This window comes from Ornithinimicrobium flavum (genome assembly GCF_004526345.1).
In the GTDB taxonomy this organism is placed as follows: Bacteria; Actinomycetota; Actinomycetes; order Actinomycetales; family Dermatophilaceae; genus Ornithinicoccus; species Ornithinicoccus flavus.
Map to the genome: position 1 here is coordinate 181,741 of NZ_CP038213.1, position 20,666 is coordinate 202,406.

Genomic DNA, 20,666 nt, shown 5'->3' on the forward strand with positions numbered 1-20,666 from the left:
GGGTGCGGCTGCTGATCACGGCGGTCGCGCGCACCGCCCCGGGAGCCGCGGCCGCACCCCAGGACCTCGTCGTCGACACCGAGGACGACGCGACCGTCGGCGACCTCGCCGCCGCCCTGGGCCGCCGGCTCGACACGACGACACCGTCGAGGGCGCAGCTCCGCCTCGTGGGCAGCGTCCCGGCGGGGCCTGGCGGCAACGGCGCCACGGCGTCCCCCGGCGCACCTGGCGCACCTGGAGCCGCCGCCCCGGCCGACCCCCCCGCCGCGGCCCCCGACCTCTACCTGGGCGACGAGCGGCTGGACCCGGCCCAGCCGCTCGTCGCCAGCCCGGTGCGCCACGGCAGCCTGGTGGGGGTGGGCGGCCCCCTCGCCGACCTGCTCGCCGAGCCCGTCGGTCTGGTCGAGGTCCGCGTGTCCTCCGGCCCCGGCGCCGGCCTCGTCACCCGGCTGGGCGTCGGCGACCACGTGGTCGGGACCGACCCCCAGGCCTCGGTGGCGCTCCCGCCCGTCGGGCTGCCGGGGTCCTGCCTCCTGCTGCGGGTGCGGCCCGACGGCCGGGTCGAGCTGCACCCGGAGGAGGAGCTGCTCGGCGTCCGGCAGCAGCCCGTCTGGCGGCACCGGCCCCTGCCCGGCCCGATCGTCCTGGACGCCGAGGGGGAGCTCCAGCAGCGCCGCGTGGGGGAGAGCACCTACGCCGAGCTGCCGCCCGGCACGCGGACCGCCAGCCCGGAGGAGCCCGCGCCGCTGCTGCACCTGGACCGGGAGGAGCTCGTGCCCGGCTCGGTCTGGGAGCCGGGGCAGGCCCTCGTCGTGGGGCCCTGCCTGCTCGAGCTGACCGTCCCGAGCCCCCCGGACGCGTCCCTGTCGCCCAGCCCCCAGGGGGCCACCCTGGACTACAACCGGCCGCCCCGGCTGCTGCCGGCGGCCCGGGAGACCGACTTCACCCTGCCCCGGGAGCCCCAGCGGTCGACCGGCCAGCAGATCCCCTGGCCGATGATCTTCCTGCCCGCCGTGGCTGGGCTGGCGATGTACGCCATCACCCAGCGGCCGACCGTCCTCATCTTCATCGCCCTCACCCCCCTCATGGCGCTGACGAACTGGATGATGATGCGCTCCAACGAGGGTCGCCGCTACCGGGCGGACTTCGCCGAGTGGACCCGCCGCACCCGGAAGGTGCAGCAGGCGGCCCTGGAGGGGCTGCGGGACGAGCGGGCCGCCCGGCGGCGTGACTTCGCGGACCCCGGCGAGATCCTCATGACCGCCATCGGTCCCCGGTCGCGGCTCTGGGAGCGTCGCCGCCACGACCCCGACTGGCTGATGGCCCGGTTCGGCACCGCGGACCAGGCCTCCGGGGTCACGGTCAAGACCTCCCTCCGGGAGGACCACGAGGGCGACCTGGTGTGGACCGTCCCCGACGTCCCCGTCACCGTCGACCTGGCCGCCGCCGGGGTCACCGGGGTCGCCGGCCCGACCCGCCGCGCCACCGCCCGCTGGGTCGTGGCCCAGCTCGCCGTCCTCCACTCGCCGGTCGACCTGCGGATGACCCTGCTCACCTCCCCCGAGGGGGAGGCCGACTGGCACTGGGCCCGGTGGCTGCCGCACCTGCGCTCGGACGAGGGGGACGCCGAGCTGGCGCAGGTCGGGGTCGACGAGGAGTCCACCGCCGCCCGGATCGCCGAGCTGGTCGGCATCCTCGAGGCCCGCACCCAGGCCCTGGCCAACCGCTCCTTCGCCGGGTCGGGCGACGCCTTCCCGCCGCTGCTCGTCGTGCTCGACGGGTCCCGCCGGCTGCGGCTGCTGCCGGGCATGGTCGCCCTGCTCCAGCAGGGCCCGGGGGTCGGCATCACCTTCCTGTGCCTCGACGACGACGAGCGGCTGCTCCCGGAGGAGTGCCGCGCCGTGGTCCAGGCCTCCGAGCCGCTGATGACGGTCCGCCAGACCCAGCAGAGCGTCATCGAGGGCGTGCGGCCCGACCTGGTCGGCCCGGCGTGGGCCGAGCGGGTCGCCCGGGCCGTCGCCCCGGTCCGGGACGTCTCGGCCCCCGACGCGCAGGCCTCCGTGCCGGGCTCCAGCCGGCTCCTCGACGTCCTTCGCCTCGACCCGCCCACCCCCGCCGCCGTCCAGCAGCGCTGGGAGCAGGTGGGGCGCACCACCCAGGCCGTCATCGGCGAGGGCGCCGACGGACCGTTCGCCGTCGACCTGGTCCGCGACGGCCCTCACGGTCTGGTCGCCGGCACCACCGGCTCCGGCAAGTCCGAGCTGCTCCAGACGATCATCGCCTCCCTCGCGGTGCACAACCGCCCCGACGAGATGACCTTCGTCCTGGTCGACTACAAGGGCGGGGCCGCCTTCAAGGACTGCAACCGGCTGCCCCATACCGTGGGCATGGTGACCGACCTGGACGGCCACCTCACGGGGCGGGCCCTGGAGTCGCTGGGCGCCGAGCTGCGCCGGCGGGAGCACCAGCTGGCGGCCGCCGACGCCAAGGACATCGAGGACTACCTCGCGGCCAGGTCCCCGGACGACGAGCCCATGCCGCGCCTGCTCATCGTCATCGACGAGTTCGCCGCCCTCGTCGCCGAGCTCCCCGACTTCGTCACCGGGCTGGTCGACATCGCCCGACGCGGCCGCTCCCTCGGCGTCCACCTCATCCTGGCCACCCAGCGGCCGGCCGGCGTGGTCAGCGCGGAGATCAAGTCCAACACCAACCTGCGGATCGCCCTGCGGGTCACCGACGGCAACGACTCCCAGGACGTCATCGAGTCCCAGGAGGCCGCCCGGATCGCCAAGTCGGCCCCCGGCCGGGCCTACGCGCGCCTGGGGCACAGCAGCCTGGCCCTCTTCCAGTCCTCCCGGGTCGGCGGGCGTCCCCGCGGGGAGGGACGCACCGCGCAGGTGGGGCTGCGGGGTATGCCGTTCGCCGAGCTGGGGGTCGCCCCCCCGCGCGCCGAGGCCGGCGAGGAGGACGCCACCGTGCCGACGGACCTGGCCAGCCTGGTGCTGGCCTGCCGCGGGGCGAGCGAGGCCACCGGGGTGGTCGCCCCGCCCAGCCCGTGGCTGCCGCCGCTGCCGGAGGTCCTCACCCTGGACCAGCTCCTGGAGCAGTTCCCCGACGCCCGCCCCGACGCCGAGTCGCTGCGGCTGCCGCTGGGCCTGGTCGACGTGCCCGCCCAGCAGCGGCGCGACGTCGCCTCCTTCGACCTGGCCACCGGCTCGCACCTGGCCGTCATCGGCGGTGCCCGTTCCGGGCGCTCGACCGTCCTGCGCGAGCTCGCCGGGGCGGTGGCCAGGGACGTCTCCCCGGCCGACGTGCACGTCTACGGCATCGACTGCGGCAACAACGCCCTGCTGCCGCTGGTGGCGCTGCCGCACGTCGGGGCGGTCGTCTCCCGCGATCAGACGGACCGCATGGACCGGTTGCTCAGCCGGTTGCGCAGCCTGGTCAGCGCCCGCCAGGCCGCCCTGGCCGAGGCCGGCTTCGCCGACGTGACCGAGCAGCGGGCGGCGGTGCCGCCCGAGGACCGGCTGCCCTACGTGCTGGTGCTCCTCGACCGGTGGGAGGGGTTCTTCCAGGTCTACGACGCGCTCGACGGCGGCCGGTTGGTGCAGGCCTTCCACCAGCTGCTCCAGGAGGGCGGCGCCGTGGGGGTCCGGGTCGTCGCGACCGGCGACCGCACGCTCACGGTCGGGCGGCTGGGCACGCTGCTGGACGACAAGCTCATGCTGAGGATGACCGACCCCGACGACTTCACCATCATCGGGATGCACCGCAAGAAGGTGCCGGAGTCGATGGTGGAGGGGCGCGGCTTCCGGGCCGACGGGCTGCGCGAGACCCAGGTCGCGCTCCTGGCCGAGGACCCCGCCGGCACCGCCCAGGTGCGGGCGCTGCAGGAGCTCGCCCGGGCCGCCCAGGAGCGCCATGCCGACCTGCCCCGCACGCAGCGACCCTTCCACGTCGACGTGCTGCCCGTGCGGGTCGACGCCGCGACCGCGGCCGCCATGGCCGAGCGCGAGCGGGCCGAGGGGGTGCTCGTGCCGGAGACCTCGCTGCCGGTGGCGGTCGGGGGCGACACGCTGGGGGTGCGCCACCTCGACGCGCTCCAGCACGGCCCCGGGCTGCTCATCACCGGCGGGCGGCGCACAGGCCGCTCGACGGTGCTGCGCCAGCTCGCCGTCGAGGCCCTCGCCAGGGGCTGGCAGGTCGGTGTGGTCACCCCCCGCACCAGCCCGCTGCGCGACCTCGCCGGCACGGCCGGTGTGCACGGCCCGTGGGACCTCGCCAGCGACCAGGCCGCGACCACGGCCGCGCTCGCCGAGCTGGTCTCCGGGGAGGACCCGCTGCTCGTCGTGGTCGACGACCTCGAGCTGGTCGGCGCCGACGGTTGGCTCGCCGACGCGCTGGTCAAGGCCCTGGACGGGATGCGGGACCGGCCGAAGATGCTCGTCGGTGCGGGCACCCCCGGTGACCTGCAGTCGCACTACCGGGGGCCGGCCTCGGTGCTCAAGAAGTCGGGCAGCGGGGTGCTCCTCAGCCCCCAGAGCAGCCAGGAGTCCGACCTCTTCGGGACCAGGCTGCCGCGCTCCGTCTTCGGCCAGAGCCTGCCCCCGGGGGCCGGCTACCTCGTCTCGGGCGGCCAGCCCGAGCGGGTGCAGGTGATCTGGCCCGACTGACCGGCGCCGGAGAGGCAGCAAGGTGCCAGACGGCACGATGGCCCGATGTTGCCTGCCCACCGGTGGACAGGGGCGCCGGCGCGTGCCTAGGGTGGTCCGCAGATCGCACCGCCGAGGGTGATGTGGGGGGTGCGGTCCACCATCGATCAACCCTCGGAAAGGACACAATCATGGCTGGTGCCGTCGGAGGAGAGCTCAGCACTCTCAACACGCTCTACACGACCCTGGGCAACGCTGCCACAGACATCACCCGCATCGCGGGTGACATCGACAGCTCGCTCGAGAACACCATCTGGACCGGCGCTAACTCGGAGAAGTTCCGCGGCCAGTGGTCGGACTTCAAGCCCACCCTGACCCCGCGTCTGGTCGAGGCCCTGGAGGACGCCAAGCGCGACATCCAGATCCAGCACAACCAGCTCGCCGAGGCGACCGGCGAGCCCGACCGGATCTGATCCACCCCCACCGCCGGGCCGGGTCGCGCACCAGCGCGACCCGGCCTGCGGCATCACCCCTCGAGGCGGGAGCCCCATGACCGTCCGCATCGACCCCGACGGTGTGCTCGCGATGTCCGCGGCCACCCTCGTGGCCTCCGGGACGGCCACCGGGGTCGGAGAGGACCTCCAGGCGGCCCTCGACCGGGTCGACCACCTGGTGCCCGGTGCCCCGTCCGCCCGCCGCCGGGTCGCCGGCGCCGCGGCTGACCTGGCGGCCGCGGCCGGGGCGGCCCGCGAGCACGCGCTGCGCTACGTCGACGACGTCCGTCCGCTGCGCGAGCTCCTCACCGCCGGCTACTGGCTCCCCGACCCCGGCAACCTCGGGTGGTCCGGGGACCGGACCCTGGGGGAGAACGTCGACCGGATCCTGCGCTCCGACGAGTTCGGGGCCGGGGTGCTGGGCACGGGGGAGGCGCTGCTCGAGCGCTACCGCAACTGGCAGGTGCACATGCCCCGCACCGGGCCGGCCGCGACCCGCGCCCTCGGCGAGATCAGCGCCCTCGTGGAGCTGGCGGACCGGGTGGAGGTCCGTGGGGGCGAGGTGGTCGGCGGTCAGCGCTGGGTGACCCGCAACGGGCTGCTCGTCCCCGCCTCCTGGGCCGAGAGCGTCGACCGCCGGGCGGTGGTCGACGCGGTGACGCCCCGGATCCTCCAGCTCTCGGACGACGCGGTCCACCCGGTGGGGCGCCAGCTCGTGCCTGACCCCACCGTCGGCCGACCGCCGGCCTGGGCGCGGCACACCGGTCGGGGCCTGGTCGTCGTCGGGACCGCGCTCTCGCTCTACGACGCCGGCGCCTCGCAGTGGGAGCACGACCAGCGCTACCACCCGGAGTACTCCACCGGCCAGCGGGTGGCCTCCACCGGGTGGAACGTCGCCACGGAGGGCGGGGGAGCGGTCGCCGGCGGGATCGCGGGCGCCAAGGTGGGGGCGGCCTTCGGCGCGACCATCGGGTCCGTCGTCCCGGGCCTGGGCACGGGCGTGGGCGCGGTGGTCGGAGGGGTTCTCGGGGGCGCGATCGGTGGGTTCGTCGGCAGCAAGGCGGGCAAGGCCGTCGGCCGTGGCCTGCGGGAGGGCGCCGAGCGGGTCTGGAGCTCCCTCTTCGGCTGACCGCCGGATGCCAGACTGGGACCCACCATGACCCGTGATGTGACCCTCAGCGACCTCGACCTCACCCTGCCCGTCCCGGACGGGTGGGAGGTCGGCACGGTGCCGGCGGGCGATGGCTCTGTCGTGGTGATCGCGCCGGAGCCGTGGGGCCCCGAGCGCGGCTTCCGTCCCAACCTCACCGTCACCGCCGTGGAGAGCGCGCCGCCGCTGACGCCGCACCGGGCGGGGACCGAGGCGCTGGCCCTGGTCCTCACCGACGCGGACACGCACGTCGCGGCCTACGACGTGTGGCCCTCCGGCCGGCGGCTGACCCGGCTGTCCTGGGTGGGGGGCGAGCAGCTGGTCGTCGTCTCGTGGGTGCTGGCGCGTCGCGCCCGGGTGGTGACGATGACGGCCACGGTCGACGTGGAGCGCTGGAGCAGCACCCGGGAGCTGATGGAGGCGGTGGTCCGCGAGGTGCGCTGGGCCGACGAGCCGGCCGAGGAGCTCCCCTACGAGCGTCGGTGGCGGCGCGCCCGCCTCGGCCCGGGCCCGGCCGAGCCCCGCCGGGACCACGACCTGGTCGAGCTCGGTGAGAACCTCGAGGACCTCTCCGGCGTCCTCGGCGAGCAGCGCTTCCGTCCCGGCGGCGTCACCCTCGACCGGGAGCCCGCGGTGGCCTTCCTCACCGGTGACGGGCAGGGCCTCCCCCTGACCGCCGAGCTGGCCGACGTCGGGCTGGCCACGGCCGAGGGGCCCACCGAGGCGGGGCGGCGGCTGCGGACGATCGTCCGGGAGGCCGACCGGGTCCTGCAGGTGGAGGCCGCCGTCGGCCTGCTGCCCCTGTCGTTCACCCTCTACCGGCGGGGCGGGGACAGCGTGGTCGTGTGCACCGACGGGGTCTCCCAGTGGGTGGGCACCGACCCGCACGGGCGGGTCCTGCAGCAGGTGCCGACCCGCGTCCACGTCATGGACCTGTCCACCGTCGGTGCGCTCGGGACGCTCGCCTCCTGGCTGGGGGCCGGGCCGGCGTGGTCGCTCGCCGTCGACGACCGGGTGCCCCGCGAGCTGCTGACCGGCCGGGTGCAGGACCCGCGCACGCGTGCACCCGGGAGCGCGAGTCCGCAGCTGCAGCAGGTGTGGTCCCGGATCGGGGCGCTGTGGACGCTGCGCGCGCACGACGTGCCCACGGGGGCATCGGCCGGGACGGCCGTGGTGGATGCCGCCGACCGGGGGGTCTACCAGCTGGGCGCGGCCGAGGAGGACGGCACGCTCGCGCTGCACGCCATGCCCGCTGCCGCACTGCTCGACGAGCTGGTGCGGCTGGTCGTCGACCCGGCGCGGACGTGGTCCGGTCCGCCGGAGGAGGAGGCGTCATGAGCACGGAGATGTCGGGTATGGAGCTGGCCGCCGCCGCTGTGACCGCCCTGGTCCTGGTCGGGTTCGTCGTGGGAGGCGTGCTCGCCTACACCGGCACCTGGGCACCGCTGCGCCGGGCCATGACCGGTGACCCGGAGGGCCACCGGATGGCGGGGTCGCTGTGGCTCGGGCTGCTCGGCCTGCCGGCGGCGGCGCTGGTGCTCACCGACCCCGCGGCGGACGGCGGGCTGAGCGGCCTGCACGTGGCCGCCCTGGGGGTCATGGCCCTGCTCCTGCTCGCGCTCGTCGCGCTCGCTCTTAACCGGCCCGCGGCCCTCACGAGGGCCCTGACCCCCCGGTGGCTCCTGCGCGAGCGGGAGCAGCGCTTCGGGTCGCTGCGCAAGGACGGACGCCCGCAACTCGGGTGAGGCCACCGCGGCGGGGAGCCGGGGAGGTCTCGCCGGGGCTCAGCCCGCCGACTGTCCCGTTCCAGCCGATCCGCCGCCTGCTCCCGCCGGGCTCAGCCCGCCGCCTGCTCCCGCTCCAGCCGGTCCGCCTCGTCCTCCAGCTCGGTGGCGCGGGTGTCGCAGCGCGCGGCATACCCCTCCACGTCCCCGGCGAGCTCGCGCAGCGAGGTCCGGACGCCCTGGACGAGCGTGTAGAAATCGTCGGCCGCCTGGCCCCACCACACCCCGTCGCTGGTGTGCGGGTAGTGGGTGAGCACGCCGTGCGTGTCGTCGTCGAGCTGCGGCGCCTTCGTGCGCAGGGTGCGGGCGGCGTCGCGCAGGTCCTCGGCCTGGGCGCGCAGCCGGGCGGGGTCGGTCATGGCCCCAGTCTGGCAGCCCCCACGCGGTCCGCCCACCCGGCTCGCCCTCTCTGCGCGCCTCTCACGATCAGGCTAGAGAGCCGCATACAGTCCCAGCGTGGACCCGATCAGGAACCCCTACGCCCCCGGCGCCGGCCAGCGCCCGCCCGAGCTCGCTGGCCGCGACGAGCAGCTCGACCGCTTCTCGGTGGTGCTCGAGCGCATCCAGCGCGGCCGTCCGGAGCGCTCGATGATCCTCACCGGGCTGCGCGGTGTGGGCAAGACGGTGCTGCTCAACGCCCTTCGCTCGACGGCCGTGCGGTCCCGGTGGGGGACGGGGAAGTACGAGGCGCGACCCGAGCAGGGCATGCGCCGCCCGATGGCCGCCGCCCTGCACGTCGCGGTGCGCGAGCTGGGGCACCCGCAGGGCAGCGAGGTGGACCACGTGCTGGGGGTCATCAAGGCCTTCGCCCAGAAGGACCAGCCGGACGCCAAGCTCCGCGACCGGTGGAACCCCGGCATCGACGCGCCGGCCGTCACCGGCCGGGCCGACTCCGGCGACATCGAGATCGACCTCGTCGAGCTCTTCTCCGACGTCGGGGGGCTGGCGGCCGACGTCGGCAAGGGCGTGGCCGTCTTCGTCGACGAGATGCAGGACCTGCAACCGCAGGACGTCTCCGCCATCTGCGCCGCCTGTCACGAGCTGTCGCAGACCGCGCTGCCGCTCATCGTCGTCGGCGCCGGCCTGCCGCACCTGCCGGCGGTGCTGTCGGCGAGCAAGTCCTACTCCGAGCGCCTCTTCCGCTACAGCCGCATCGACCGTCTCTCCCGGGAGGAGGCCGCCCGCGCCCTCCAGCTGCCGGCCGAGGACGAGGACGCCGAGTGGGCCGACGACGCCCTGGCGGCCATGTATGCCGCGACCGGCGGCTACCCCTACTTCATCCAGGCCTACGGCAAGGAGGTCTGGGACCTGGCGCCCGCCTCCCCGATCACCGCCGAGGACGTCGCGGTGGGGTCACCCGCGGCGGAGAACGAGCTGGCCGTGGGCTTCTTCGGCTCCCGCTACGAGCGGGCCACGCCGGGGGAGCGGGAGTACCTCCGCGCCATGGCCGACCTCGCCGCCCAGCGGCTGGAGGCCGGCGAGGAGCTGGACGAGGTGGAGTCGGTGGCCACCGCCGACATCGCCACCCACCTGGGCCGCAAGCCCCAGTCGCTGTCCCCGGCCCGCGACGCCCTGCTCAAGAAGGGGCTGATCTACTCCGGCGAGCGCGGCCGGATCGCCTTCACCGTGCCGCACTTCGGGAGGTACCTTCGCTCGCAGGCGTGAGCGGTGCCGCGGGCCGGGGGTGATGCTCCCGGCGCGGATCGAGATGGCCATGTCCCGAGGGGTGAAGGCCCATGCGGCCGTCATGACCGCGGTGGAGGCCAGGGCCTGGGCGTGGTCGTCGCAGGTGGCGACCTCAGGTGAGGTCTTGGCGGTCGAGCCGGGTGAGTGAGCGGAGTCGACGTCGTAGATCAGCACTGCATACTGCAAGATTGGGTCTCCTCGGTGCTGCGGGGGATGTGTCGCACGGCGCCCGGCCCGGGGGACATGTCCGCCCAGGCCTCGGGGTCGCCGTGGATGAGCAGCATGAACTTCGCCATCACAAGTCCGCCATGGTCCGTCGTCAGCTCAGCTCAGCTCGGCGATGCGGCGTCGCAGGTAGGCGCGCACGGCCTCGGTGCGGGCCACCTCGTGCGCGGCCCGGTAGGCCTCGTGAGCAGCCGCCCGGTCCCCGGCCCGGCGCAACAGGTCAGCGCGGATCGCAGGCACCTCCGGGACGTCGTGCAGGCCGTGGTGGTCCACCGCCTCCTCGAGGGCGACCAGGCCGGAGTGGGGGACGTCGCGCATGCCGACGGCCACGGCGCGGTTCATGGCCACGACGGGTGAGGCGGTGGCGTCCAGAAGCAGGTCGTACCAGGCGACGATCCCTGCCTGCGGTCGGTAGACGCCGACGAACCCGTCCGTGGAGTCCGGTGCCTCGCGTGCCAGGCGCAGCGACTCCATACCCGCGGCCAGCAACGCTGTGTCCCAGCGGGTACGGTCCTGCTCGTCCAGCGGCACCAGGGTGCCGTCGGGCGTCGTCCTGGTCGGCCGGCGGGCGTGCTGGAGCAGGACCAGGGCCCGCAGGGCGTGCGCCTCCCCGTGCCCTGGGAGTAGCCACGTGACCAGCTGCGCCAAGGTGAGCGCCTCCTCGGCCAGCTCGTCGCGCAGTCCGGTGCCGTCGGTCACGGAGTATCCCTCGGTGAAGAGCAGGTAGATGACGGCGAGCACCGCGGCGACCCGGTCCTGCACCTGGTCCGCCGGGGGGACGGTCATGGCCAGCCCCTGCTGCACGATCTGCTTGCGCACCCGCCGGAGCCGCTGGCTCATGGTGGGCTCGCTGACCAGCATGAGGTGCGCCACGTCCCGGGTGGACAGGCCGCACACGCTCCGCAGCGTCAGCGCCACCCGGTCACGCATGCTCAGATCGGGGTGGCAGCACGTGAACAGCAGTCGCAGCCGGTCGTCGGCGTACCCCCCACCGGCGTCGAACGTGGGAGCAGTGTCCTCGGTCATGGCCGTCCACGCCTGCAGCGCCCTGGACTCGATGCTCCGCCGGCGCAGCAGGTCCAGGGCGCGTCGCCGGGCCACCGACGTCAGCCAGGCGGCGGGGTTGTCCGGGACCCCGTCGCGAGGCCACGTCAGCAGCGCCCGCTCGGTCGCGTCCTGCGCGCAGTCCTCTGCCAGGTCCCAGTCACCGGTCGTGCGCAGCAGGCTGGCGACGATGACCGACCACTGCGCCTGGACCGCCGCCTCGAGCGAGGACTCCGGGCGCGCGCTCACCGCGTGCCCTCTACTCCCCGTCGAAGGGCCACATCGCCCGGATCTCGATGACGCCGGCGTGGGCCATCGCGTGCCCCGAGGCGACGTCGACGGCCTCCTGCATCGAGGCGCACTCCAGGACGTCGAACCCGGCCACCACCTCGCTGGCCTCGGTGAACGGCCCCTGGGTCACCAGCATCTCGCCCCCTCGCACCCGCACCGTCATGGCCTCGGCGGCCGGGCGCAGCCGGTCTCCTATGACGTACTTGCCGGCATCATTCACTTCCTGCCACCACCGGCCCACGTCGGGCGCACCGTCGCGGTCGGCCTGCGTGGGCGGCGCAGGGGAGTCGTCGACGTCTTGGCAGACGAGCATCAAGTACTTCATAGAGAGCACCTTCTCCTGTCGTAGGTCGACCCGCCGGCCGGAATGGGCGGGTCCGACAGGTCGACGAACGGCCCGTCACCGATCCGACAACCTCACCCCGGGCACTCGAGGAGCAGGAGCACGTCGGCGTCCGCGCCGCCGTCGGCGGGATCGAACCACGGAGCTGCGTGGTCGTCGGCGCGCTCCCGGTTGATGTCACGCACCATCTCGTTGAGGCTGGCCACGTGTCGGTCATCCGGTCGGGCTCTCTTCGACGTCACAAGGCTCTGGTTGCGATGTGCCCGGGTAAGGACAGGCATGACTCTAACGACTGGTCGACCGATGGCGTCCCGACCCTACTGGCGGGCAGGACGTCGCGGCGGAAGGGGCTATGTCGATGCGCTGGACTCTCGTCGAGGGCCCGCGCCGAGGGTCGTTAGAGGTCCAGCAGCAGCGCGAGGGTCTCTCGGACCTCGCCGAGTACTACAGGGCCGACATTTCCGATGCGGTGCTGAATACGCGTGGTGGCCACAGATCGCACGTGCTGGCACTGCGCCGAGGAACGCTCTGCAAGACGGTTGCCGTGATCTGGGTCGATGACCACTTCGGTGCTGCTGGCCCGGATGGTGCGGGTCAGCGGCACTACCTGCACGACGTTCGGTCCACCCACCAGCACCCGTGCGGCAGTGACGACGACCGCGAGACGATGTAGCCCCGCCTCGCTACCGGCCGGAGTGCCGAGATCGAGCTCGACGACGTCACCCGGCGTCAGCATCGAGCCAGGCCGTCTCATCCTCTGTGAGCTCTTCGGACAGGTCGTGGCCCATGCCGTCTTGGCGCAGCGCTCGCAGAGCGCTGCTCACCAACTCATCGATCGTCTCGTGGCGCTCGGCCGCCAAGCGGGTGACCCGGGCGTGGGTGTCCCGGCTGATGCGTATCGTCGTCGTCTCGGCCATACGGCGACGTTACGCCGCGTAGATGATTCCGTCTACACGGCGGCTCGCCGGCCAGCGGCGATCACGACGCCATCGAGCAGAAGCGCCCGGATCGCGGCGGTTTGACGCGCCCTCCTGGCCACCCCGCGCCCACGCGTTTCGGGCTCCGGCCTGAGTTTGGACAGGTAGTGCGTCCTCGCAGGGCCTCGGGCTGCTGACCTGCGGTGTTGTGTTTCGGGTGGTGGTGTTTCACGCACTAATCGGATGCGTCTAGCCTCCTGGTGTGGCGTTCATCAGGCGGGTGCCGACCAAGTCGGGGGCGACGGCCGTGCAGATCGCCGAGTACGCCCAGGGGCGGCAGCGGATCGTCAAGCACCTTGGGTCTGCGCACACCGAGGCCGAGCTTGGGGTGCTGCTGGCCCGGGCCCGGGAGCTACTCGAGAACCCTGCGCAGGGCACTCTGGAGCTGGACGTGGAACCAGCGCCGGTGGCGGCGTCGCTGGTGCGACCGGCTCCTGAACCGGCGCTGTTCGACACGCCCGCCCCAGCGTCGCCGAAGGTCCGGGATGCTTCTGGCCGGGTGGTCGGCACGGACAGCCGGGTGCTCTTCGAGGCTCTGACCGCGGTGTACGCCCAGCTGGGGTTCGACGTGGTCGGTGATGAGGTGTTCGCCGATCTGGTGATCGCCCGGGTGGTGGAGCCGACCTCGCTGCTGGATGTCGCGCGGGTGCTGGGCGACCTGGGCCAAGAAGCGGCGAGCTACAAGACGATGGGGCGCACCCTGGCCCGCGCGCAGGAACGCGGGTACCGCGACCTGGTCGCCGGGGCCTGCTTCGAGCACGCGGTCAGCACCGGGGACGTCTCGCTGATCATGTACGACGTCACGACCCTGTACTTCGAGGCCGAGAAGGAGGACGACCTGCGCAAGGTCGGCTACTCCAAGGAACGCAGGGTGGACCCACAGATCGTGGTCGGCCTGCTGGTCGACCGGGGTGGGTTCCCGCTGGAGATCGGCTGCTTCGAGGGAGACAAGGCAGAAACGGCCACGATCGTGCCGATCGTCAAGGCCTTCCAGGCCCGGCACTCCGTGGCCGACATGGTCGTCGTCGCCGACGCCGGGATGCTCTCTGCGGACAACCTCAAAGAACTGGACGCGGCCAACCTGCGGTTCATCGTCGGCTCGAGGATGACCAAGGCACCGATCGACCTGGCCTCCCACTTCCGCTGGCACGGCGATGCGTTCACCGATGGCCAGGTCATCGACACCATCACCCCGCGGGTGTCCACCACGCGCGCTCGGGCCGTTAACGACGTCAAGAAGCGGGCCGAGCCGGTGTGGGACCCCGCCGAGCACGAGGTCTCCTGGCGGGCCGTGTGGGCCTACTCGGCCAAACGGGCTGCCCGGGATACGAAGACCCTGACCCTCCAGGAGAACAAGGCCAAAGCCGTCGTCGCCGGCGAGAAAGCCGCCCGCACCCCGCGGTTCGTGAAGAAGGGCCAGGGCGCCCCCAGGCTGGACGAGGCGGCCCTGGCCAGGGCCCGCCGCCTGGTCGGTCTGAAGGGCTATGTCACCAACATCCCGGCCAGCATCATGCCCGCCCGCGAGGTCATCTCCTCCTACCACGACCTCTGGCAGGTCGAGACCTCCTTCCGGATGTCCAAGACAGACCTTCGCGCCCGCCCACTGTTCGCCAGAAAACGCGACGCGATCGAGGCCCACCTGACCATCGTCTTCACCGCCCTGGCCATCTCACGCGAGATCCAGAACCGAACCGGCCTGGCCATCCGCAACGTGATCCGCCAGCTCCGGCCGCTGCGCTCGGCCACCATCGCGATCAACGCCAGCCGGCAGACCTTCCCGCCCCAGATCCCCGCCGACAAGCAGGCCCTCCTCGACGCCCTCCATCACCGGTGAGGTCACGCACTAACGAAATGACCAAACTCAGGCGGCGGTTTGACGCGCCCTCCTGGCCACCCCGCGCCCACGCGTTTCGGGCTCCGGCGCCCTAGCTGTCTAGCCCACGCCCGAGCATCTGCTCAAAGGCGATCGCGGAGACAAGGGCCGTACCACTCGGCTCATTCGTCTGAGGCGTCAGGAGGGTTTACGCACGGTCTGGCTAAAGGCCGCGACAAACAGCGAGGAGAGGGCCCATCCCAGGGCGATGACTACCCACTGGACAACCAGGACGGCTCCGACTGCCTCGAAGCGACTGGCCTCGCCGAAGTCGATGATGGGCAGGAATACATCCGTGGCGTAGATGAGCGGTTGTGCGTCGCGTGATGTCGGAGGCTTTGGCGTGAGCTCTTGGGATCGCAGCGATACCAGCAGGGTGAATGCCGCCACGACAAGGGCGCCCCATATGAATGATCGTTCCGGGCGGTACCCGTGGCCGATTAGCAGTCGCAGGGACCACCGTCCAAACTTGCGAGGTCCCCGTGGCATGCGCGCCAGTCGGTCATCTTCCTGGGCCATGTTGACTCGTCTGGCCAGCGCGTCCTGTCCGGACGACGCATAGACCCTAGACAGGGTGCGCCAGATCGCAGGATCGTAGGACGCGGTTCCACGCAACCACCTCTCACGCAATGCGACAGAGCTCTCAGGCTCGTCGTTGAGTTGCTGGAAGGTGAATCCACGCAGGTCCAGGGGATGCGCCGAGGACCAGCTCCCCAGCCCGTCCTCACCTCCGCCGAGGTCGTCATCTAGACCAGTGACGTGCGTCTGGAACAGCCGAATTGCCCCCACGTGCGTCCGGTGCAGAGAAAGGACGCCATGCACTGTGGCGCCATCCATGATCAGTGACTCGCCCTGGGCGGACCAAAGGTGGGCATCGCTCACGTGCACTGAGCCAGCGATATCGGCCCCCACAAGGCGGGTAGTGCCAGCGAGCGTGGCACCGGCAAGCAACACGTCTCCACGGACGCGCGAGCCGTCGAGGGTGACAGCGTCGCCCAAGCTGTTGTCGATCTTGGTGCCGGACAGGTCCACCACACGGCCGACTGAAATGTCTGAGAGCAGCATCTCGCCCTGCACTGTGGCGCCACGGATATCCAACTGCCCTCCGACGCTGAGCCCCGTTGCGTCCAACGCGGGGCGTAGAGCACCCTTGAGGGATTCCGGTCCCGAGAGGCGCGCTCGGTCCAGCAGCACGGTCGCTCCCACGGTGGCCTGTGCCAGCCGGAGAAGCCCGCGAAAAGTCACGTCCGAAAGAGACAGGTTGCATCCGATCTTCGCCCCGTAGAGGGAGACGACGGGGTTGTCTTGCCATGTCGTCGCCGTCGCGTCATTCAGGATTAGGTCGTCACCGATCTCGCACCCGATGAGGGAGATCGGCCCCTCGAACACCGAGCGGTCCAGGCACAGGGAGCCCTCGACCTTGAGGGCGTTCGCCCACAGTCCAGGCATGTGGCAATCGACAACATCCAAAGCTGGGATGGTCGTACGTCCAAACCGCGGGACCTGCTCGAAGTCACACTCGCGCAGATCCAACGCAGTCTCGATCCGTCGAAAACTGAGATCGAGAGTTCCTACAACTCGTGCCGCCTTCAGATGAAGAGCCACTATGCGACCCAGCCCGCCGTCAGGGCTAAGTAGGTGGTCGAGAAATTCCGCCGACACGATCCGGTCAGCTAACGGAAGATCCGCCAGATCCACCCAAGAGTGGCCGGCGGCAACCTCCGCCGTTATCTGCTCCTCTGCCGCTGTCATCTCGCCGCCCCTCGGTGGTCCGCCGCTCGCCGGTACACCAATGATGCCCGTACCAGGACGTGGGCGACAGTCCTCCCGACTTTCGCTGGCACAGTACGGCGGCTTCCGGGCGATTCCCAGGGGGGTAACACCAACCTGCCCATCCACCTAGTCGCACCCCATCCACATCGCGTAGACTGAAAGGGGCTCTTCTAACTTCAGCGTGGTGCTGGGTGTTCACGCCGCTGGAGTCGACGTGTAGGCCATGATGCGGCATCGGTAGTTGTCGTGGTTGCGGTACCCCCGTCCGGCTCGCTTGAACGATTTCGCGTTGAGGTTCGCCGCTTCGGTACGGGCGTTCGTGATCCGGGTCCGGCAGAACGTGAGCAGCTCGCGCCGCCAGGCGCACAGCGTCTTGTACAGCCGGACCGGCTCCGGCAGTCGAGTGGCCCGCACGGCCTTGGTCAGCGCGGACCAGTGCCGGTGGAAGGAGTCGGTGTCGGTGGCGGTGAGCAGCTGGCGCACGTGTTCCTTGATGCCCCAGGCGACCGCGAGTTCGACATCGGCCTCGAGCACCTCTCCCAGCCGCTCGCGCTGTCGGGTGGTGAGGCGGTCGCCGGCGGCCAGCAGCAGCAGTCGGTAGCGCCAGGGCTTGTCGATCGCTCGCCCGCGCCGGCCCCAGGCCTCCCAGGCGCGGCGGCGACGCACGGTGGTGACCATCTCGTTCGCCAGGCGGACCACGTGCCAGTGATCCACGCTGATCCGTGCCCACGGCAGGACCGTGCGGATTGCGGCCCGGAACTCGGCCGACATGTCGATCGCGACGTACTCGATGCGGCGGCGCCACCACCGCGGCCGGGCCAGCAGCCAGGCCTTGACCGCCTTGCCGCGGGGACCGTCGACGACGTCGAGGATGGCGCCGGTGTCCAGGTCGGTCAGCATCACCGACCACGGCTCGACCCTGCGGACCGACCCGTCCTCCTCGCGGACGTACCGGACCCGGCGGAACCGGTGTTCATCGACACCGAGGCGGCGCACCAGGCGGCGCGGGTCCGGCCCGGCCAGGTCGACCGTGCCGGTGAGCAGGTTCATCACGGTGGGCCAGGACAGGTCGTGCTCGGTCGCCACCGCCGAGACGGCCCGCGGTTCGGCCCGCAGCTGGGCGATCACCCGTGCAGCCAACCTGGTGGTCAGCCTGGCCCGGGCCGGGAGCTGGTCGGTGACCTCGGTGAACGTGCGCCGGCGACACATCTCCTCGGTGCAGACGTAGCGGCGTTTGCGGACCCGCGCCAGCACTGGTTCTCCGCCGCACTGGACATCCTTGACGGTCTGCACCGGCCGGGCCTGCACCCGGGACGAGACCACCCCGCACTCTGGACAGGCGCCCTCGTCGGCGACCGTCTCGACGAGCACCTCACGACCGTCCGGACCGCGCACCGCTGACAGCACGCGGTAGCCGGGCAGGTTGAACAAGATCGACGCCGCATCAGCGTCATGCGTAGGCTTGAACAAGCTCGTGGTCCTCCCACCTGGATGCCTTGACAACACCCATGCTGGCGCAGGGCCACGAGCCCTCACATCAGAGCCCCACCACGCTCAACCTCGAAGAGCCCTGAAAGGTCCGACCCGCGGCGATCGTTAGCCTCGATCTTTCACCGGGTGCCGCTGGCGGAGGGTGACGGCGTCACGGTCCCAGTCGGGTGTTGCGGCGACCCTGTAGGGCCACTGTCGACGCCCACCGGCAGCGCGACGAGGCACTGACCCCAACGACGCCACGCCGCCCGACTTCGCGTCCGCTCGCGGCTACTAGACACTGGACGCAGGGTCGGTGTCTGGCAAGACTCGATGCAGGTGCTCGGCGGGGCGCTCTCTTTGGGGCTGCCCACACCCTCGCTGCTATGGGGGTGTGGCTCACTTTCGGTCTGCTGCCCGTCGGGCACTGCTGACGAGGCGTGGCTCAAGAAGGGACTGCCCTGCTCGTAGTAGCACTGCCCACCTCGCCGTCCACATCGGTACGAGCGTCAGGTTGGGATGAAGAACATGGGACAGGTCATCATCGGGGTTGACCCCCACAAACTGTCGGCAACCGTCGAGGTTGTCGACCAGAACGAGCAGTTGCTCGGCGCGGGCCGGTTCAGCACCGACCAGACTGGGTACGCGGCGATGCGCCTCTACGCGAGGTCGTGGCCCGAGCGCCTCTGGGCGGTGGAGGGCGCCAACGGTGCTGGCCATCCACTGGCGCAACGGTTGCTCGAGGCCGGCGAGAACGTCGTGGATGTACCGGCCAAGCTCGCCGCACGGGTCCGGCTCTTTGACACCGAGCAAAACCGTAAGACGGACGCCTTGGATGCGCACTCCATCGCGATCGTCGCGGGGGTCCGCACTCAAGGGTTGCGGGTGTTGAAGGTCGACGGCGAACTGGAGGCACTGCGGATGCTGGCCGACCGGCGCGAGGCACTCACCCGCAGGCGCGTTGCCAGCGTCAACCGGCTGCAGGCGCTGCTGGCCGAGCTGCTTCCCGGACAGGCCAAGAAGGACATCACCACAGGCACAGGCTAAACAGCTGCTGGCCTCGGTGCGTCCACGGGACATCGCCGGCAAGACCTGTCGCCGCATCGCGGCCGAGGAGTTGGCCGAGCTGGTAGCTGTTGAGGCCAAGGTCAGGAAGGCCACCGCCGAGCTCAAGACCTTGGTCTTGGCCCGGGACTCTCACCTGATGGACCTGCACGGCGTCGGGCCCGTGGTAGCCGCGCGGATCCTGGCCGATGTCGGGGACATCGCCCGCTTCGCCGACCGGCGTCAGTTCGCGTCCTGGACCGGCACCGCACCCCTAGATGCCTCCTCCGGAGAACAGAACCGCCACCGCCTCTCCCGGGCCGGGAACCGTCGGATGAACCATATGATCCACATCGGCGCGGTCACCCATCTCCGCCTGGACACCGACGGCCGGGCTTACTACCGGCGCAAGCGAGCCGAGGGCAAGAAGCCGATGGAAGCACTGCGCTGCCTCAAGCGCCGCATCTCTGATGCCATCTACCGTCAGTTGGTCGCCGACGCCCAAGGCGTGGGCAACGAACACCTCGAGGCGGGTCCGGGAGGGCACCGCGGGGCGTCTTTGCTATCCAGCGCGGCCGGCTCACACCCGCACACCGGCACTTCGGATCAGCCACTTCCCGGACCCGCACCCACGACGCTACCGCTCATCGCGACCCCTGCCCAGCCCCGTCCGGGACCGGCTCCTCAGCACCCGCGCCGACGTGCCGGAGCCGTCAAGATGCAGCGCCCCACCGGACGAACGACCTTGACGGCGACAAACGTCGACGCACACTCCAAAGAGCCGATCCCGACCCCTTGACAACAGAAGGGAGCCGGAATGACGCGGGCGGGCAGCTCTGGATCGCGCCTATGTCCTTCGGAACGTTGCATCGAACGGAGAGGGGCCGAACGTAGGCGCTCTTAGCGTTCAGTGGGGTAGGCTGCGTCAAGATGATTCCCGACTAAGGTGACCACAATGAGCATGCTTGAACAGCACCAAAAACAATTGGTTAGAGAGCGCGAAAAACGGATCCGCTTGATCAAGGATGCTCAGTCCATTGCTCGCCGACTTAGTGAGCAGCGCCCAAGGGTTAGCCGAGCGAGTAGTGAAGCGGCGCGACGAACACAGGAGCTACAGGTCGCGCGGCTCGAGAAAGACCTGGTTCGGGCCCAGGGGAAAGTCGCCGAACAAGACCGGGTGGTCGCCAACCTGCAGAAGAAGGTTGACCGTGAAGAGGCCTCCGCTGTTCAAGCGAGACGGCGTGCTGAATTGAGGGCCGCCCAGGAGCGAACTCGGCAAGACCGGCGGGTTACGCGCGAGTTGGAGGCGCTCTCTGAATCGACCGACAACTTAGTCTCGCGAGTCAGTGACCTCGAGTCCGTCGCACTCAGATCGCTAGCAACCGCGGTTGCCACCGACCCTGTCCCTCGCGACGTGGACGTCTTCCTCTCATACGCTAGCCCCGACAAGGCTGTCGCTAGTCGACTTCGCGACGAACTTAAGGCGCGCGGTCTAGACGTTTGGATGGCCGACGAAAAAATCACCCTTGGCTCGTCACAGACGATCGCTATCGACGAAGGCATCGGGCGGGCGCGCGTGGGTCTCTGTTTCGTAACACCGGCCTACATTGAGCCTAATCGGTTTTGGACAAAGCACGAACTTGCAGCTCTGATCAACGGTCGCAAACGCGTCATTCCGGTGCTTGCCGGACTTTCATTCTCCGAGATGCAGGACTTTAGCGCTCTACTTGGAGACCGCAGCGGACTGAGCACCGCAGATCATGGCCTCGATGAGATCGCCGATCTTCTGGCTCGGTCCATGCGGGGAGACGATCAGGATGACTGACCGTGAGGTGGATTCAAGGGTCTCAGGAATACAGC

General features: G+C 71.2%; 15 protein-coding genes and 1 pseudogene. 9 read left to right on the forward strand and 7 right to left on the reverse strand.

Annotation, left to right across the window (positions count from 1 at the left end; translation table 11 throughout):
* Nucleotides 1–2 precede the first annotated feature (2 nt).
* The 5 genes from E3Z34_RS19330 (at nucleotide 3) to E3Z34_RS17555 (ending at nucleotide 8,041) form a co-directional block, all read left to right on the forward strand.
* Complete coding sequence (locus tag E3Z34_RS19330) at nucleotides 3–4,673, forward strand: FtsK/SpoIIIE domain-containing protein (RefSeq protein WP_134772090.1); 4,671 nt, start codon at nucleotides 3–5, stop codon at nucleotides 4,671–4,673.
* Between the two features lie 170 nt (nucleotides 4,674–4,843).
* Nucleotides 4,844–5,125, forward strand: a complete 282-nt coding sequence (locus tag E3Z34_RS00885) for a WXG100 family type VII secretion target (RefSeq protein WP_134772091.1) — start codon at nucleotides 4,844–4,846, stop codon at nucleotides 5,123–5,125.
* A gap of 76 nt (nucleotides 5,126–5,201) precedes the next feature.
* Nucleotides 5,202–6,275: a hypothetical protein gene (locus E3Z34_RS00890; RefSeq protein ID WP_134772092.1), complete on the forward strand. Its 1,074-nt coding sequence runs from the start codon at nucleotides 5,202–5,204 to the stop codon at nucleotides 6,273–6,275.
* Nucleotides 6,276–6,302: 27 nt separating this feature from the next.
* Nucleotides 6,303–7,634, forward strand: coding sequence for a hypothetical protein (locus E3Z34_RS00895; RefSeq protein ID WP_134772093.1), 1,332 nt, complete (start codon nucleotides 6,303–6,305; stop codon nucleotides 7,632–7,634).
* The gene (locus E3Z34_RS17555; RefSeq protein ID WP_158288566.1) at nucleotides 7,631–8,041 is read left to right on the forward strand and encodes a hypothetical protein; all 411 of its coding nucleotides are present in this window, start codon (nucleotides 7,631–7,633) and stop codon (nucleotides 8,039–8,041) included. The genes E3Z34_RS00895 and E3Z34_RS17555 overlap by 4 nt, the downstream gene beginning before the upstream one ends.
* A gap of 92 nt (nucleotides 8,042–8,133) precedes the next feature.
* Here E3Z34_RS17555 and E3Z34_RS00900 read toward each other — a convergent pair whose 3' ends face one another.
* Nucleotides 8,134–8,439 carry a hypothetical protein gene (locus E3Z34_RS00900; RefSeq protein WP_134772094.1) on the reverse strand — a complete coding sequence of 102 codons (306 nt, stop codon included), beginning with the start codon at nucleotides 8,437–8,439 and terminating at the stop codon, nucleotides 8,134–8,136.
* 97 nt (nucleotides 8,440–8,536) lie between these two features.
* Here E3Z34_RS00900 and E3Z34_RS00905 point away from each other — a divergent pair, with 97 nt between their 5' ends.
* Nucleotides 8,537–9,745, forward strand: coding sequence for an ATP-binding protein (locus tag E3Z34_RS00905; protein WP_134772095.1), 1,209 nt, complete (start codon nucleotides 8,537–8,539; stop codon nucleotides 9,743–9,745).
* A gap of 345 nt (nucleotides 9,746–10,090) precedes the next feature.
* On the opposite strand, the gene E3Z34_RS00910 is transcribed toward E3Z34_RS00905, so the two are convergent.
* From E3Z34_RS00910 to E3Z34_RS00925, 4 genes are all read right to left on the reverse strand, one after another.
* Complete coding sequence (locus tag E3Z34_RS00910) at nucleotides 10,091–11,284, reverse strand: RNA polymerase sigma factor (protein ID WP_202976993.1); 1,194 nt, start codon at nucleotides 11,282–11,284, stop codon at nucleotides 10,091–10,093.
* A gap of 10 nt (nucleotides 11,285–11,294) precedes the next feature.
* Nucleotides 11,295–11,651 carry a YciI family protein gene (locus E3Z34_RS18060; protein WP_134772096.1) on the reverse strand — a complete coding sequence of 119 codons (357 nt, stop codon included), beginning with the start codon at nucleotides 11,649–11,651 and terminating at the stop codon, nucleotides 11,295–11,297.
* Between the two features lie 415 nt (nucleotides 11,652–12,066).
* A complete protein-coding gene (locus tag E3Z34_RS00920; RefSeq protein ID WP_134772097.1) occupies nucleotides 12,067–12,405 on the reverse strand; it encodes a type II toxin-antitoxin system PemK/MazF family toxin in 339 nt (112 codons plus the stop codon).
* Nucleotides 12,389–12,586 carry a hypothetical protein gene (locus tag E3Z34_RS00925; protein ID WP_134772098.1) on the reverse strand — a complete coding sequence of 66 codons (198 nt, stop codon included), beginning with the start codon at nucleotides 12,584–12,586 and terminating at the stop codon, nucleotides 12,389–12,391. The genes E3Z34_RS00920 and E3Z34_RS00925 overlap by 17 nt, the downstream gene beginning before the upstream one ends.
* Before the next feature lie 262 nt (nucleotides 12,587–12,848).
* On the opposite strand from E3Z34_RS00925, the gene E3Z34_RS00930 reads away from it, so the two are divergent.
* Nucleotides 12,849–14,480, forward strand: a complete 1,632-nt coding sequence (locus E3Z34_RS00930; RefSeq protein WP_134772099.1) for an IS1634 family transposase — start codon at nucleotides 12,849–12,851, stop codon at nucleotides 14,478–14,480.
* 177 nt (nucleotides 14,481–14,657) lie between these two features.
* Here the strand turns inward: E3Z34_RS00930 and E3Z34_RS00935 are convergent, their stop codons facing one another.
* Nucleotides 14,658–16,271, reverse strand: a complete 1,614-nt coding sequence (locus tag E3Z34_RS00935) for a hypothetical protein (RefSeq protein WP_134772100.1) — start codon at nucleotides 16,269–16,271, stop codon at nucleotides 14,658–14,660.
* Nucleotides 16,272–16,487: 216 nt separating this feature from the next.
* Nucleotides 16,488–17,762: an ISL3 family transposase gene (locus tag E3Z34_RS00940; RefSeq protein WP_134772101.1), complete on the reverse strand. Its 1,275-nt coding sequence runs from the start codon at nucleotides 17,760–17,762 to the stop codon at nucleotides 16,488–16,490.
* Nucleotides 17,763–18,290: 528 nt separating this feature from the next.
* Here E3Z34_RS00940 and E3Z34_RS20405 point away from each other — a divergent pair.
* Nucleotides 18,291–19,605: pseudogene (locus E3Z34_RS20405) on the forward strand (IS110 family RNA-guided transposase).
* A 156-nt stretch (nucleotides 19,606–19,761) separates the two neighbouring features.
* Nucleotides 19,762–20,631 (forward strand): toll/interleukin-1 receptor domain-containing protein, encoded by an 870-nt coding sequence (locus E3Z34_RS00950; protein WP_134772102.1) that lies wholly within the window; start codon nucleotides 19,762–19,764, stop codon nucleotides 20,629–20,631.
* The last annotated feature ends 35 nt before the right edge of the window (nucleotides 20,632–20,666 follow it).